The 13424-nt window shown below is 73.7% G+C and carries 15 protein-coding genes and 1 riboswitch; of the genes, 8 read left to right on the top strand and 7 right to left on the bottom strand.

Annotated elements, in window-relative coordinates; all coding sequences use genetic code 11:
* Positions 1 to 20: 20 nt before the first annotated feature.
* The 3 genes from Q6350_RS04140 to Q6350_RS04130 form a co-directional block, all read right to left on the bottom strand.
* Positions 21 to 623 (bottom strand): dihydrofolate reductase family protein, encoded by a 603-nt coding sequence (locus Q6350_RS04140; protein WP_305065395.1) that lies wholly within the window; start codon positions 621 to 623, stop codon positions 21 to 23.
* An 81-nt stretch (positions 624 to 704) separates the two neighbouring features.
* Complete coding sequence (locus Q6350_RS04135) at positions 705 to 1094, bottom strand: DUF302 domain-containing protein (RefSeq protein WP_304602953.1); 390 nt, start codon at positions 1092 to 1094, stop codon at positions 705 to 707.
* 40 nt (positions 1095 to 1134) lie between these two features.
* Entirely contained in the window at positions 1135 to 1533 is a 399-nt protein-coding gene (locus tag Q6350_RS04130; RefSeq protein WP_304602952.1) for a hypothetical protein, read from the bottom strand.
* 234 nt (positions 1534 to 1767) lie between these two features.
* On the opposite strand from Q6350_RS04130, the gene Q6350_RS04125 reads away from it, so the two are divergent.
* Both Q6350_RS04125 and Q6350_RS04120 read left to right on the top strand, forming a co-directional pair.
* The gene (locus Q6350_RS04125; protein WP_304602951.1) at positions 1768 to 2256 is read left to right on the top strand and encodes a DUF6328 family protein; all 489 of its coding nucleotides are present in this window, start codon (positions 1768 to 1770) and stop codon (positions 2254 to 2256) included.
* A gap of 114 nt (positions 2257 to 2370) precedes the next feature.
* The gene (locus Q6350_RS04120; protein ID WP_304602950.1) at positions 2371 to 3018 is read left to right on the top strand and encodes a hypothetical protein; all 648 of its coding nucleotides are present in this window, start codon (positions 2371 to 2373) and stop codon (positions 3016 to 3018) included.
* A gap of 187 nt (positions 3019 to 3205) precedes the next feature.
* On the opposite strand, the gene Q6350_RS04115 is transcribed toward Q6350_RS04120, so the two are convergent.
* Positions 3206 to 4135 carry an SDR family oxidoreductase gene (locus tag Q6350_RS04115; RefSeq protein WP_305065392.1) on the bottom strand — a complete coding sequence of 310 codons (930 nt, stop codon included), beginning with the start codon at positions 4133 to 4135 and terminating at the stop codon, positions 3206 to 3208.
* 120 nt (positions 4136 to 4255) lie between these two features.
* Between Q6350_RS04115 and Q6350_RS04110 the strand changes: the two genes are divergently transcribed.
* The 3 genes from Q6350_RS04110 to Q6350_RS04100 all read left to right on the top strand — a co-directional run bounded on the left by Q6350_RS04110 (position 4256) and on the right by Q6350_RS04100 (position 5633).
* Positions 4256 to 4750: a low molecular weight protein-tyrosine-phosphatase gene (locus Q6350_RS04110; protein ID WP_171246794.1), complete on the top strand. Its 495-nt coding sequence runs from the start codon at positions 4256 to 4258 to the stop codon at positions 4748 to 4750.
* 117 nt (positions 4751 to 4867) lie between these two features.
* A complete protein-coding gene (locus Q6350_RS04105) occupies positions 4868 to 5335 on the top strand; it encodes a hypothetical protein (RefSeq protein WP_305065390.1) in 468 nt (155 codons plus the stop codon).
* Entirely contained in the window at positions 5328 to 5633 is a 306-nt protein-coding gene (locus Q6350_RS04100) for a transcriptional regulator (RefSeq protein ID WP_304602948.1), read from the top strand. The genes Q6350_RS04105 and Q6350_RS04100 overlap by 8 nt, the downstream gene beginning before the upstream one ends.
* 53 nt (positions 5634 to 5686) lie before the next feature.
* On the opposite strand, the gene Q6350_RS04095 is transcribed toward Q6350_RS04100, so the two are convergent.
* Together Q6350_RS04095 and Q6350_RS04090 are read right to left on the bottom strand one after the other, a co-directional pair.
* A complete protein-coding gene (locus Q6350_RS04095; protein WP_305065387.1) occupies positions 5687 to 6832 on the bottom strand; it encodes an alpha/beta hydrolase in 1146 nt (381 codons plus the stop codon).
* 63 nt (positions 6833 to 6895) lie between these two features.
* The gene (locus tag Q6350_RS04090; protein WP_305065385.1) at positions 6896 to 7474 is read right to left on the bottom strand and encodes a DUF1992 domain-containing protein; all 579 of its coding nucleotides are present in this window, start codon (positions 7472 to 7474) and stop codon (positions 6896 to 6898) included.
* 60 nt (positions 7475 to 7534) lie between these two features.
* Here Q6350_RS04090 and Q6350_RS04085 point away from each other — a divergent pair, with 60 nt between their 5' ends.
* Positions 7535 to 8713 (top strand): pyridoxal phosphate-dependent aminotransferase, encoded by a 1179-nt coding sequence (locus tag Q6350_RS04085; RefSeq protein ID WP_304606461.1) that lies wholly within the window; start codon positions 7535 to 7537, stop codon positions 8711 to 8713.
* A gap of 64 nt (positions 8714 to 8777) precedes the next feature.
* On the opposite strand, the gene Q6350_RS04080 is transcribed toward Q6350_RS04085, so the two are convergent.
* Positions 8778 to 9125, bottom strand: a complete 348-nt coding sequence (locus Q6350_RS04080) for a hypothetical protein (RefSeq protein WP_216077440.1) — start codon at positions 9123 to 9125, stop codon at positions 8778 to 8780.
* Positions 9126 to 9302: 177 nt separating this feature from the next.
* Here Q6350_RS04080 and Q6350_RS04075 point away from each other — a divergent pair, with 177 nt between their 5' ends.
* On the top strand, positions 9303 to 10211 hold the full coding sequence (locus Q6350_RS04075; protein WP_304602944.1) for a LysR family transcriptional regulator: 909 nt from the start codon (positions 9303 to 9305) through the stop codon (positions 10209 to 10211).
* A 73-nt stretch (positions 10212 to 10284) separates the two neighbouring features.
* Positions 10285 to 10380, top strand: a riboswitch (glycine riboswitch).
* Between the two features lie 140 nt (positions 10381 to 10520).
* On the top strand, positions 10521 to 13421 hold the full coding sequence (gcvP, locus tag Q6350_RS04070) for an aminomethyl-transferring glycine dehydrogenase (RefSeq protein WP_304606462.1): 2901 nt from the start codon (positions 10521 to 10523) through the stop codon (positions 13419 to 13421).
* The last annotated feature ends 3 nt before the right edge of the window (positions 13422 to 13424 follow it).

Genomic DNA, 13424 nt, shown 5'->3' with positions numbered 1-13424 from the left:
GGGGCGCGGTGCGGCGGGCGCTACGGCCGCCGCACCGCGTACTCGGTGGTGACGATCCCGCTCGGGGACGTGGTCGACCACCGGACCTCGAGGTCCAGGGGTGTCCCGCCGAACAGGCGGGTGCCCTGACCCAGCACGACGGGCAGGGTCGTCAGCACGTACCGGTCGACCAGCCCTGCGGCGGCGAGATCGCGCACGAGCGCGCCGGAGCCGAGGACGACCAGGTCGCCGTCACCCTGCTCCCTGAGCCGGGCGACGGTCTGGGTGGCCTCGCCGACCAGCGGGAACGACGCCGGCCAGGCGAGCTCGACGTCCGGGTCGCGCGTCGCGACGTACTTGGGGGACTCGCGCAGCACCTCGCTGAACGGGTTCGGCTCGGTGGTGGTCAACCAGTACCCGACGACGTCGTCGTAGGTGCGGTGCCCGAACAGCATCCCGCCCGGCGCGGCGCCGTGGGCGGCGCGTCCCGTGAAGGCCGCCGTCGCGGCCTCGGGGTCGGCCTGCAGGTACGGGGTGGCCCAGCCACCCCGGGTGAAACCCCCTCGCGGGTCCTCGTCCGGGCCGGCCGGCGCCTGCATGACGCCGTCCAGCGAGACGTTCTCCACGGCGACGATCGTGTGCACGGGTGTCCTCGCTCCTCGAGTCGGTGTCACCCGGGTGGACCGCCGGCACCGCCCGGACTCATCGCCCGGGCGGCGGACGGATCAGGACAGCGACCCGAGCGCGGTGCGCAGCCGCTGGGCGGCGTCGTCGGCGACGGCCTCCAGCTCGGCGCTGTCGGCGACGGACATCATCGCGTGGGGGTCCATCGCCTCGACCGTCGTGGTCCCGTCCCCGGCGTCACGCACGACCACGTTGCACGGCAGCAGCGCTCCGACGGAGCGGTCTGCCTGCAGCGCGCGGTGCGCGAGCGGCGGGTTGCAGGCGCCGAGCACCAGGTAGGGCTCGATCTCGGCCCCGATCTTGGTCCGCAGCGTCGTGGCCATGTCGATCTCGGTCAGCACGCCGAAGCCCTGGTCGGACAGCGCCGCGCGGACCGCCGAGACGGCCTCGTCGAAGGGCGCGGTGACGGTGGCGGTGAGGGTGTAGCTCATACGAACTCCTTCCCGGGGCGTTCCCCCGGATCGCGGGTGCTCAGACGGGGCAGGCCGTCGCCGCGGCGGCCCGGCGCTGGTAGCGCCCGAAGGCGGTCGCGAGCACGGCGACGACTGCCATGGTGGCAGTCGGGGAGCCGGCCAGCAGGACGGGCGGGACCAGCACGGTCGCCGCCGCCGCGACGTCGCAGGGTCCGCAGCCCAGCACCGCACGCCACCGGGTCCCCGTCGGCGGGACGTACGTGGCGAGCGTGGAGCCGCCGATCGCGGCGCTGACGACCAGCAGTCCGGTGGCCGCGGCGCCCGGGACGCCGGCGGCGGTGACGTACCAGACGGCCAGGGCGGCGGCGGCCAGCACGCCGACGACGACCCGGCGTGCGCTGACCGGTCGACGCGCCGGTGCCGCCGGGCGCGCCCGGGTGTCCGGCGCCGACGTCATCGGCAGGTGCAGCGCTCGGCGGGCGGGACGTCGGCCATGACCTGGTCGACGTGCATGCCGCAGCCGGTCCAGGTGACCTTGCCGCAGCGGGGACAACGAGCGGGACTGCACATGGCGTGCTCCTTCCGGCGGGAGTTCCGGGGCGAAGGGGCGCCTCCGGACACGATCCACTGTAATACCCCTAGGGGTATGCGGTCGAGTGTGCGGGAGCGGCGGAGGAGCCACGATGGGGAGATGAGCGACCAGACGGGCCGGATCCGCCTGCGCGGCGGACGGCCGGAGACCGCGGAGCAGCGGTCGGACCGGAACTGGAACGAGCTGCTGCAGGAGCTGCGCGTGCTGCAGACGGGCGTGCAGATCCTCACGGGGTTCCTGCTCATCCTGCCGTTCCAGGCGCGGTTCTCCGACCTCGACCCCTTCCAGCACACGGTGTACCTGGTCGACGTCCTGGTGTGCCTGGTGACGTCCGGCCTGTTCATCGCCCCGGTGGCGATCCACCGGGGGTTGTTCCGCCGACGCCTCAAGCTCGCCGTGGTCAGCCTCGGGGACCGGATGACGCGGTTCGGGCTGGTGCTGCTCGCCGTCGCGCTGTCGGCCACGGCCCTGCTCGTCTTCGACGTGGTGGTGAGCCGCGCCGTCGGCCTGGTGGTGGGTGGAGCGGTCGCGGCCCTGCTGCTCGGGCTCTGGGGGGTGCTGCCGGTCGTCGTGCGTCGACGGGACTGAGGCCCCTCCGCCGTGCGGGAAGAACGGGCTCGAGGGGTGACACGTGTCAACCGTTGCCGAATCGTTGTCCTGAGGGGTGCCGGGGAGCGGCTCCGCTCCGCTACCTTGCGGCGCATGACACGCGATGAGGCGATGTGGACGAGGGTGCGTCGAGGGACCGTGGGTGTGGCGCTGGTGAGCGCCGGTGCGCTGGTGCTGGCCGGCTGCGGAGGGGCTGACGAACCGGGCGGCGAGCCCTCGTCGTCGGCCGCCGCGTCCGAGGAGGCGGCCGCACCGGCCGTCGAGAGCAGCTGCACGGACGGCGTCGTCGTGGAGTGGCAGGGGGAGCCGGACACCCAGGAGATGTACACCTCGGCGCAGGTGATCAAGGTCGGCGACGACGGGCTGACGGTGCGTGACGACTGGCAGCGAGGCGAGGAGGCCGGGGCCCGGCACCTGTCCGACGCCGACGGCGCGCAGCGGGCCGTCGTGTCAGACGCCGTGGCGGGCGGGCTGCTGGAGGCCGACCAGGTCCCGCGGCCGGCCGACCCCGCCGAGGCGCTGGCCGGTGCCGAGAAGGGCAAGTACGTCCTGTACGACTACGCCAAGCACCGCACGCAGACCGCGCTCGTGTCGTGCGCGGACGGCAGCACGTCGGTCGAGGTCGCCTGGACCGGCTTCGAGATCGTCGAGTCCGGGGTCGCGAACTGCGCGGCCAGCCCGGACCCGGTGGCCGACATCATCGCGGCCGACGCCATCACGGGGTTCTGCGTCAAGGGATAACAGGACCCGCGGGTCGGAGGTGGTCCTCCTGCCACGCTGGACGACGGCGTGGCCCCCGCGGGTCCCGGGTGGTCGCGGTGCTCAGACCGCGACCACCTCGTGCGTCCGTCGGTTCTTCACCGTGCGGATCACCTCCTTTCGCGTACGCCGAGCACGCTACGCCCGGCGGCCGGAGGTGCCCAGCGATTCATTCGACCGGACCCACGGGGCCGCTGCGGCGGAGCGACTCCCACTCGTCCGGGTAGTCGTCGAGCCACTGCACGAACGACCGGGCGGGACGGCCCACCAGGCGTTCCACGTCGTGCGAGACGGTGGCCATCTCGCCGGCCGCGATGGCCTCGTAGGACGAGACCCACCCCGCGAGCTCGACGGCGGAGGCGTTGAACTGCGCGCGGGAGGAGTACGCCTCGGGCACGGACTCCGCGTGGTACCGGATCTCGCGGCCGGTGGCGACGGTCAGCGCGGCCGCCACCTCGAGCAGGCTCATCGCCTCCGGGCCGGTCACGTCGTAGACGACGCCGTCGTGGCGGCGGGGATCCTCGTCCAGCAGCACGGCGGTGGCGACGTCGGCGACGTCGTCGTGGGCCACCGACGCGACGCGTCCGTTCGCGGCCGGGCCGCGGATGACGTCGTCCGGCCCGACGAACGACGCCAGCGCCTGGTGGTACAGGTTGTCCCGCAGGACGGTCCAGCGCAGCCCGGTGGTGCGCAGGTGCTGCTCGGTGTGGAAGTGGTCCCGGGCGAACGTGAAGGTGGCGTCGGGGGCGGCGCCGACGAACGAGACGTAGACGATGCGCTCGACGCCGGCCCGCACGGCGGCGTCGATGGCGGCCACGTGCTCGGCCACGCGGTCCTCCGACTCGCGGGCGCTGACGAGGAACACCGTCTGGACGCCGTCGAACGCGGCCCGCATGCCCTCGTCGTCGTGGTACCCGTCGGCGACCGCGGTCTCGCACTCCGGCAGGGGGCGGCCGTCGTCGAGGCGTGGGACGCGGGAGGGGTCCCGCACCACGAGGCGCTGGTGCGCACCCTCCGCGGCGAGCCGGAACGCGAGCCGGGACCCGACGCGCCCGGACGCCCCGGTGACGGCGATGAGACCCTCGGCGGACCACCTCATGCGGTCACGGTACGGGGTCGTGGGTCCTCACGCCGCGCGACCACGCCGACCGCGGACGCCCGGCACGGGTCCGCGAGGCCGTGGCAGCATGGGGTCGTGAGCGAGACGATCTACCGCGTGATGACCGTGTGCACCGGCAACATCTGCCGCTCCCCCATGGCCGAGGTGGTGCTGCGCGACCGGCTGCACGGGGCGGGTCTCGCCGACCGCGTCACGGTCGACTCGACCGGTGTCAGCGACGAGGAGCACGGGAACCCCGTCGACCCCCGGGCCCGGCGCGCCCTGGCCGCCCGGGGCTACGCGGTCGGTGACGGCCACCGGGCGCGGCAGGTCTCGGCCGACGAGCTCGGTGAGCGCGACCTCGTGCTGGCGATGACGTCGCGGCACGCGGACGTCCTGCGACGGCTCGCGAACGGTACAGATCCACAGATCCGGATGTACAGGTCCTTCGACCCGGACGCTCCGCAGGTCGGGGGCCGGGGCGAGGAGTCACGGCTCGACGTCGACGACCCCTGGTACGGCGACGCGGACGGTTTCGAGGTGTGCCTCGACGAGATCGAGGCCGCCGCCGACGGGATCGTGGCGCACGTGCGGGTCGAGCTCGGCCTCGCCTGACCCCGCGGGCCGCCGCACGGCAACGCGTGCGTGGCGGACGGGCGCGACCTGGGTGGTCGTCGTCGGCCGCCGAGCACTTCACTTGCCATGATGGAAACTCTCCCATAGCGTTCCGGCGTGGACGACAAGCCTGATGATGAGGAACGCACCGAGGGCACCGAGGTGCTGGAGGCGATGTCTGCCGATCGGCAGCGCCTCACGCAGCGGGTGCGGGTGCCGGGGGCTTTGATGGCAGCGTTCGGCGCGCTGGGCGCGTGGTGGGTCGCCTCGGCCGCGACCACCGACACCGGAGCGGACTACCAGCCGCCGGCGACCGCTTGGACAGCACTCCTCGGTGTTCTCGTCGTCGTGCATCTGCTGCAACGCGAGACCGGAATCCGCTTCCGCGCCCTGGGTGCGCGCGCGAGCTGGGCGATCGCCGGGGCCGTGGTGGCGTGCCTCGGACTGTTCAGCGTGTCGCTGGGCCTGGTGTCGCTCGACCTGCGCTGGGCGGTCGCCGTGACGAGCCTCGCGGCGTTCGGGATCACCACCTGGCTGGCCGGTGTCGCCTGCCGCTCCGCCGTGGAGCAGCTGGGCCGTGGCTGAGGCGCGCTTCGACGAGATCATCCACGCACCACTGCGTCTGCGCATCTGCGGGCTCCTGCGCCACGTCGACAGCGTGGACTTCGCACTGCTGCGCGATTCTCTCGAGGTCTCCGACGCCACGTTGTCCAAGCACGTCAAGACCCTCGCCGCTGCCGGCTACGTCTGCTCGCGCAAGGCCGCATCGACCCAGCGCGGCGACGCCCGGCGGATCATGTGGCTGTCCCTGACCCAGGACGGCCGGTCCGCGTTCGACGCCCACATGCGCACGTTGCGGGAGATCGCCGGTCCGGGGCACTGACCCCGCAGCTGCCGGCAGAACCGTGCCTGCGGTGGGCCGCGAGTGCTCCGGGGTCACGCGTCCCAGCCGGCGGAGCGCTCCCGCGCCGACCCGAACAACCGGCGCCACCACGGCGCCTCCGGAGCGGGCTCGGGTGCGGGCGGACGGGTCGGTACGTAGGCGCGGAACCAGCGTTCGGTCTCGTGCCGCACGACGGCGCGCACGTCCGGCGCGGAGAGCGTGACGTCGTGCAGGGCCCCCTCGATCCGGGCGATCGTGACCAGGCGGCCCAGCCGGGCGGCGCGTTCGGCGATCCCCTCGACGTCGAGCACGGTGTCCGCCCGCAGCATCTCCGGCGACCACCGCACCGGGCGGACCGTCCGTGTCGAGAGCATGACGAGCACCGGGACATCGAGGTCGAGACCCAGGGCGACCTCCTCGTGGCCGTCGAAGATCGCCGACAGCCAGGCGGGTGTGGCACGCCATCCGTCGTCGGGCCGCCACGCCGGGTCGACGTCCCAGGCGCCCTCGTACCGCCGGGAGATGGACCGGACGTAGAACCCCTGGTCGACGTTCACCAGATGGCTGCGCGGCGCGAGCGCCGCGTGCGCGCGGACACCGGGCTCCAGGACGCGGCGGCCCACCTTGCGCGTCTGGAACTCCAGCCAGGGGCTGTTCAGGACCAGCGCCGCGGCGCGCCCGGGGTGGTGGGCGGCCCACAGGCTCAGGATCAGCCCGCCGGTCGAGTGCCCCATGAGCACCAGACGCCGGTCCGCCCGGTCGTCCCGGCCGTGCCCGATCGTCGCCAGTGCCGCCTCGAGGTCCTCGTCGTAGGTCTCCAGCCGGGTGACGAACCCCGGGGTGTGGTGCGGGCGCAGGCTCCGGCCGTACTTGCGCAGGTCCAGGGCGTGGAAACGGACGCCGAGCCGCTCCCAGAAGTCGGCGAGGTGCGTCTGGAAGAAGTAGTCGGTCCAGCCGTGCACGTAGAGCAGGTCCACGCCGACGTCGGGCCGGGCTGCCTCGTCCGGTGCGGGCGGGACAGGCCGGACGAGGGTGGTGTCGACCTCGCCCTCGAAGTCGGGCGCCAGGCGCAGGGTCCGCTGCTCGAACCCGGGCAGCACGTCAGGCTCCCACCCCGGGGTGGTCACGGGCTCGGCGGCACCGGCCGCCGGGTCCGTGCCCGGCGTCCGGGTCGCGCTCTCGGGTCCCCCGTCCTGCATGGCGCTCAACCTAGGCACGGCCGCGGCGGGACGCGAACGGTGCGGTGCCGCCCCGTGGTCGTGTCAGCGCCGTCGGCGCGCTCGCCACCGTGCGACCTCCTGCTCGACGTCGCGCGTCGGCGTGACGACGGGGGGTCCGCCCCGGAGCTGACGACGGGCGTCCACCACCCGGGCGTTGAAGTCCTCGAGCACCTGGCGGACCCGGTTCTCGTCGCCCTCGCGGTCGAGCGTCTCCTCCAGCACGGCGTCCTCCTGGCGCAGCTGGGCGGCGGGCAGGACGCCGGTGATGTGGTCGCGCTGCACGAGGTTCTTCAGCCACCAGTCCGGGTCGTGCGAGCCGCCGATGCCGGGCAGCGGCTTGCCCTGCAGCGGCAGGTCGTCGAACTCGCCCCGGCGGATCGCCTGGTCGATCGCCGTGTCCGCGAACCGGGCTCGTTCGGACATGGGCACGCGGCGCCCGTCGGCGCGGTCCGCCGCGGCCTCCTCCGCCGTGCGGGGCGGGAGCCCGGCCCCGGCGCGCTCGCGCTCGATCTCGCGGTCCACCCGGTACTGCGCGGCACGGCGCACCGGGTCGTCCCCGGACGCGGCCGACGCCCGGGGCGAACCGGGGTCCGGTCCGTCGGTGCGGTCGTCGCTGCCCATGACGCCACGGTACGCACCGTGGCCGGGCCCCGGACCTCGGCGGACGGGCATCATGGGGGCATGAAGGTCTCCCGCCGCAGCCAGGTCCCCCCGTTCGCCGTCATGGAGGTCCTGGCGGCCGCCAACGTCCGGCGCAGCGCCGGGCACGACGTCCTCAACCTCTGCGCCGGCGAACCGTCGGCCGGTGCTTCGGACGTCGTCCGTGACCGTGCCGCCGACCTGCTGCGGCAGGGCGACCTCGGCTACACCGAGTCGCTCGGCGTCCCGGCGCTGCGCGAGGAGATCGCGGGGCACTACCGGCGGTGGTACGGGGTCGACGTCGACCCCGGCCGCGTCGCGGTGACGACGGGATCCAGCGGCGGGTTCGTCCTGACGTTCCTGGCGGCGTTCGACGTCGGCGACCGGGTCGCGCTGGCCCGCCCCGGCTACCCCGCCTACAAGAACATCCTGGCGGCCCTGGGCTGCGAGGTCGTCGAGATCGACTGCGGACCGGAGACGCGCTACCAGCCGACGGTCGCCCAGCTCGAGCAGCTCGTCGCCGACGGGCCGCTGGCGGGTCTGATCGTGGCCTCGCCCGCGAACCCCACCGGGACGATGATCGCGCCCGCCGAGCTGGACGCGGTGGCGCGCTGGTGCGCCGACCACGGGGTGCGCCTGATCAGCGACGAGATCTACCACGGCATCGCCTACGGGGACGACCTCGGGCAGGCGACCGCGGCGGTGCACGGCGACGGTGGCGCCGTCGTCGTGAACTCGTTCTCCAAGTACTGGGCCATGACCGGCTGGCGGCTGGGCTGGCTCGTCCTGCCGGAGGAGCTCGTCGGCCCGGTGGGGGCGCTCGCCGGGAACGTGGCGCTGTCGCCGCCGGCGCTGGCGCAGCACGCGGCGATCGCGGCCTTCTCCCCCGCGGGCTACCAGGCGGCGGCCGACAACGTGGTCCGGTACCGGGCGTCGCGCGCCGCGCTGCTGGACCGGCTGGAGGAGCTCGGCTGGCGACCCGTGGCGCCGGCCGACGGCGCGTTCTACCTGTACGGGAACGTCTCCCGCTTCGGCCTGGACGCGGTGACCTACTGCTCGCGGCTGCTGGCCGAGGCCGACGTGGCGATCACCCCCGGCACCGACTTCGACGGCCGGACCGGTGGTGACTGGGTCCGGCTGTCGTTCGCCGCGGACCCGGTGACGGTCGCGCGGGCCGTGGACCGGATCGTGGCCTGGCAGGACGGTCTGTCCCGGGCATGAGAACGCCCCCGTCACCCGGGGTCGTCCCGGGAGCGGGGGCGGTCGTCGCGCCGCGCGCCGTGGTCTAGCGCAGCACGGCCGGGGCGGCCGCGACGACCGGTTCGGCGGCGGGCTCGCGCGGGGCGACCTGCACGCGCGTCACGTGCTCGCGGCCGGTGCGACGGGCCTTGGCCATGACCATCAGGGCCTGGGCGCCGATGACCATCCAGGCGACGTTGGCGAAGACCGAGGGCCAGACACCCTCCACCGCGGCGACGAGGAACAGCGTCGACGTGGCGGTCAGGTTGGCGGTCTGGAACGGGAGCGAGTTCGGTGCCCAGCGCCCCTTCGAGACCATCGCATACGCGACCAGCCCGATCAGAGCTCCGAACCACCCGAGCCCGGTGATGACGAGGGACAGGGTCTGCGACATGCTTAGCCTCCTAACACAAGTGGGGACGGTCGTCGACGACGAACGTTGAGGGGTGGGCGCCACGAAGCCGGCCGAGCCGGGAGCGATGTGCTACCTGCGGGCGCAGGCACCATTCTGGAGCATGAAGTTGCTTCAGGACAATCGAACGCTCCTGCAGAAGCCGGTTAGCATTGCTACATGGCTGCCGACCCACGAAGACTTGCCTTTCTCCTTGCCGTGCACCGCTCTGGGGGCGTGCTCGCGGCAGCAGATCTTCTGCATGTCACCCCCTCGGCGGTCTCCCAGCAGATCGCCCGTTTAGAGGCCGAGGAGGGCTTCCCGGTCCTCGACCGCGGCCCCCGGGGCGTCAGCCTGACGCCGGCCGGTCGCGTGCTCGCCGATGCCGCCGAACGCATCGAGGCCGAGCTGCTGGAGGCGCACCAGGAGATCGCCAACCTCGGCGAGGGGGTGAGCGGCACCGTGACGATCGGTGCGTTCCAGTCCGCCATCCGGTCCGTGGTCGCCCCGATGCTCCAGCCGTTCATCGAGGACCACCCCGGGGTCACGCTGGACGTGCGTGAGCACGAGCCGGCGGACGCGATCCGGATGCTGCGCGCCGGCGACCTCGACGTCGTCCTGCTGGAGCGCGACGTCGAGGTCGACTCCCCTGCCCCTCGCGGCGCGCACGACATCCCCCTGATCGACGAGCCGTGGCTGCTCGTGGTGCCGTCCACCCTGCCCACGCCCGAGCGGCTCGACGACCTGCGGGACATGCCGTGGATCGGCGCCGTCCAGAACACCGCCGCCGACCGCGCCCTGCGCCGCCTCGGCCGCACGCTCGGCACCACCCTGAACGTGCGGCACGGCTACTTCGACTTCGACACGGCGCTCGCCCTCGTGGACGCCGGGCAGGGCGTCGCGATGCTGCCGGCGCTGGCCGTGCGCCGCAGCGAGCCGCCGGAGGGTACCGAGGTGGTCGCGATGCCCGGGCTCGGGTCCCGGCGGATCGTCGTGCGGCACCGCTCGACGCGCCACGAGCCGGGGCCGGCGGTCCGTGCCGTGGTCGACACGATGGTCGAGATCGCCCGCGACCTCGAGCTGACCTGAGCCCTTCGGCCGTCGTGGCGGGCCGGGTAGACTGACCGCGCTCGACCGCTCGACCACAACCGAACACGCCGCTCGAACCGTGCCGGGAGAGTCTGCCGCGCGCCGGCAGCGCCGAAGGAGCAAGACCCCTCCCCGGGAATCTCTCAGGCCCCAGTACCGCCACGGTGAGGCAACTCTGAAAAGCGGTCCGCCCGACGGGACGGGCCCGCCGACGGTGCATCCCGTCCCGCCGTGCGCGGGGCGGCCAAACTCTCAGGCCCATGACAGAGCGGGGAGGGTCCCGGCCCACCGACCTTCGGAGCGCTCCTCGTGACCCACTCCCCCTTCGACCCGGACGTCTTCGCCGACCGGCACATCGGCCCGCGCGGCGACGAGACCGCGGCGATGCTGGACCAGCTCGGCTACCCGAGCCTCGACGCGCTCGTCGACGCCGCCGTCCCCGCGTCGATCCGCCAGCCCGACGAGCTCGACCTGCCGGCGGCGCGGACCGAGTCCGAGGTGCTGGACCACCTCCGCGGGATCGCCGCGAAGAACCAGGTCAAGCGGCAGATGATCGGGCAGGGCTACTACCCCGCCGTCACGCCCGCCGTCATCCGGCGCAACGTGCTCGAGTCCCCCGCCTGGTACACGGCCTACACGCCGTACCAGCCGGAGATCTCCCAGGGCCGCCTCGAGGCGCACCTCAACTTCCAGCAGGTGATCGAGGACCTCACAGGCCTGGAGATCGCCGGCGCCTCCCTGCTCGACGAGGCGACCGCCGTCGCGGAGGCCGTCGCGCTGATGTGGCGGGCCTCGCGGGCCAAGCAGGGGTACGTCGTGCTGGACGCGGACCTGTTCGGCCAGTCGCTCGCCGTCACCCGGGGCCGGGCCGAGGCGGTCGGGCTGCCCGTCGTCGTCGCCGACCTCACCGACGGGCTGGAGGCCGGCCTCGCGGAGCTGACGGCCGCCGGCGTCGAGCTGCCCGAGGGGTCGCTGGTCGGCGTGGTGGTCCAGCAGTCCGGTGCCTCCGGGCGGGTCCTCGACCTGCGCACCGTGGTGGACGAGGCCAAGGAACGCGGCGCCCAGGTGACGGTGGCGACCGACCCCCTCGCGCTGACCCTGCTCCGCTCCCCCGGCGAGCTCGGTGCGGACGTCGCCGTGGGCTCGGCCCAGCGGTTCGGCGTCCCCCTGTTCCACGGCGGACCCCACGCCGCGTTCATCGCCGTGCGCAAGGGCCTGGAGCGCCAGCTCCCGGGTCGGCTCGTCGGGGTCTCGATCGACGCCGACGGCCAGATCGGCTACCGCCTGGCGCTGGCCACCCGCGAGCAGCACATCCGGCGCGAGCGGGCGACGTCGAACATCTGCACCGCCCAGGCGCTGCTTGCGGTCGTGGCCGCGATGTACGCCGTCTACCACGGCCCCGAGGGCCTGCGGGCGATCGGCGAGCGGGTGCACGGCCGGGCGCTGTCCCTGGCGGCCGGTCTGCGAGCGGCCGGCGTCGAGGTCGTGCACGCCGAGTTCTTCGACACCGTGCGCGTGGCCGTCCCCGGGCGGGCCGCCGCGATCGGCGCCGCCGCCGTGGAGGCCGGGTACAACCTGTACATCGACGGTGCGGATCACGTACAGATCGCGTGCGACGAGACCACCACCGGCGAGGACGTGGAGACGCTGCTCGGCCTGTTCGGCGCGTCCGCCGCGGACGCGTCCGACGAGCCCGCCCTCGGGGACGCGCTGCTGCGCACCACGGACTACCTGCAGCACCCCGTCTTCCACCGCCACCGCTCCGAGACCGCGATGCTGCGCTACCTGCGGGCGCTCAGCGACAAGGACCTCGCCCTCGACCGCACGATGATCCCGCTGGGCTCGTGCACCATGAAGCTCAACGCGACGGCCGAGATGGAGCCGATCAGCTGGCCCCAGTTCGCCGACCTGCACCCGTACGTCCCCGCCGACCAGGCGCTGGGCTACGCCGAGCTGGTCGGGACCCTCGAGTCGTGGCTGGCCGAGATCACCGGGTACGCCGCCGTCTCGGTGCAGCCCAACGCGGGGTCGCAGGGGGAGCTGGCCGGTCTGCTGGCGATCCGCGCGTACCACGCCTCGCGGGGCGAGGGGGAGCGCGACGTCGTGCTCATCCCCGCCTCGGCGCACGGCACCAACGCCGCCTCGGCGACGCTGGCCGGGCTCCGGGCGGTGGTCGTCAAGACCGCCTCGGACGGCGAGATCGACCTCGACGACCTGCAGGCCGCGCTGGAGAAGCACGCCGGCCGCGTGGCCGGGATCATGATCACCTACCCGTCGACGCACGGTGTCTACGAGCCGCACGTCCAGGACGTCTGCGCCGCCGTACACGATGCGGGTGGTCAGGTGTACATCGACGGCGCCAACCTCAACGCGCTCGTGGGCCTGGCCCGGCCGGGCCGGTTCGGCGGCGACGTGTCGCACCTGAACCTGCACAAGACGTTCTGCATCCCGCACGGCGGGGGAGGTCCGGGCGTCGGTCCCGTCGGCGTCGCCGAGCACCTCGTGCCGTTCCTGCCGGGCGACCCCACACCGTCCGGCACGGGTGCGGCGCAGCCGGCAGGGCCCGTGCCGCCCGTGTCGGCGACGAGGCACGGGTCGGCCGGCATCCTGCCGATCTCGTACGCCTACCTCGCGCTCATGGGCCCGGACGGGCTCACCTCGGCCACCGAGCACGCCGTGCTCACCGCCAACTACGTGGCCTCGCGGCTCGCCCCGCACTACCCGGTGCTCTACACGGGCGACCACGGCCTCGTCGCCCACGAGTGCATCCTCGACCTGCGGGAGATCACCGCGGAGACCGGCGTCACCGTCGACGACGTCGCCAAGCGGCTCGTCGACTTCGGGATCCACGCCCCGACCATGGCGTTCCCCGTGGCCGGGACGCTGATGGTCGAGCCCACCGAGTCCGAGGACCTGGGCGAGCTGGACCGGTTCGTCGACGCCATGGTGGCGATCCGCGGCGAGATCGACGCCGTCGCCGCCGGCCGCTGGCCGCTGGAGGACTCGCCGCTGCGTAACGCGCCGCACACCGCCGCGTCCGTCATGGTGGACACCTGGGACCACCCGTACACCCGCGAGGAGGCGGCGTTCCCGGTGCCGAGCCTGCGGTCGGCGAAGTACTGGCCGCCGGTCCGGCGCATCGACCAGGCGCACGGTGACCGGAACCTGCAGTGCTCCTGCCCGCCCGTCGACGCCTACGCCGAGAACTGAGGG

The organism is Isoptericola sp. b515, from assembly GCF_030588125.1.
Taxonomy (GTDB): Bacteria; Actinomycetota; Actinomycetes; order Actinomycetales; family Cellulomonadaceae; genus Isoptericola; species Isoptericola sediminis.
Note: the sequence above shows the minus strand (reverse complement) of the source record. Positions and strands in the feature narration are given on the sequence as shown.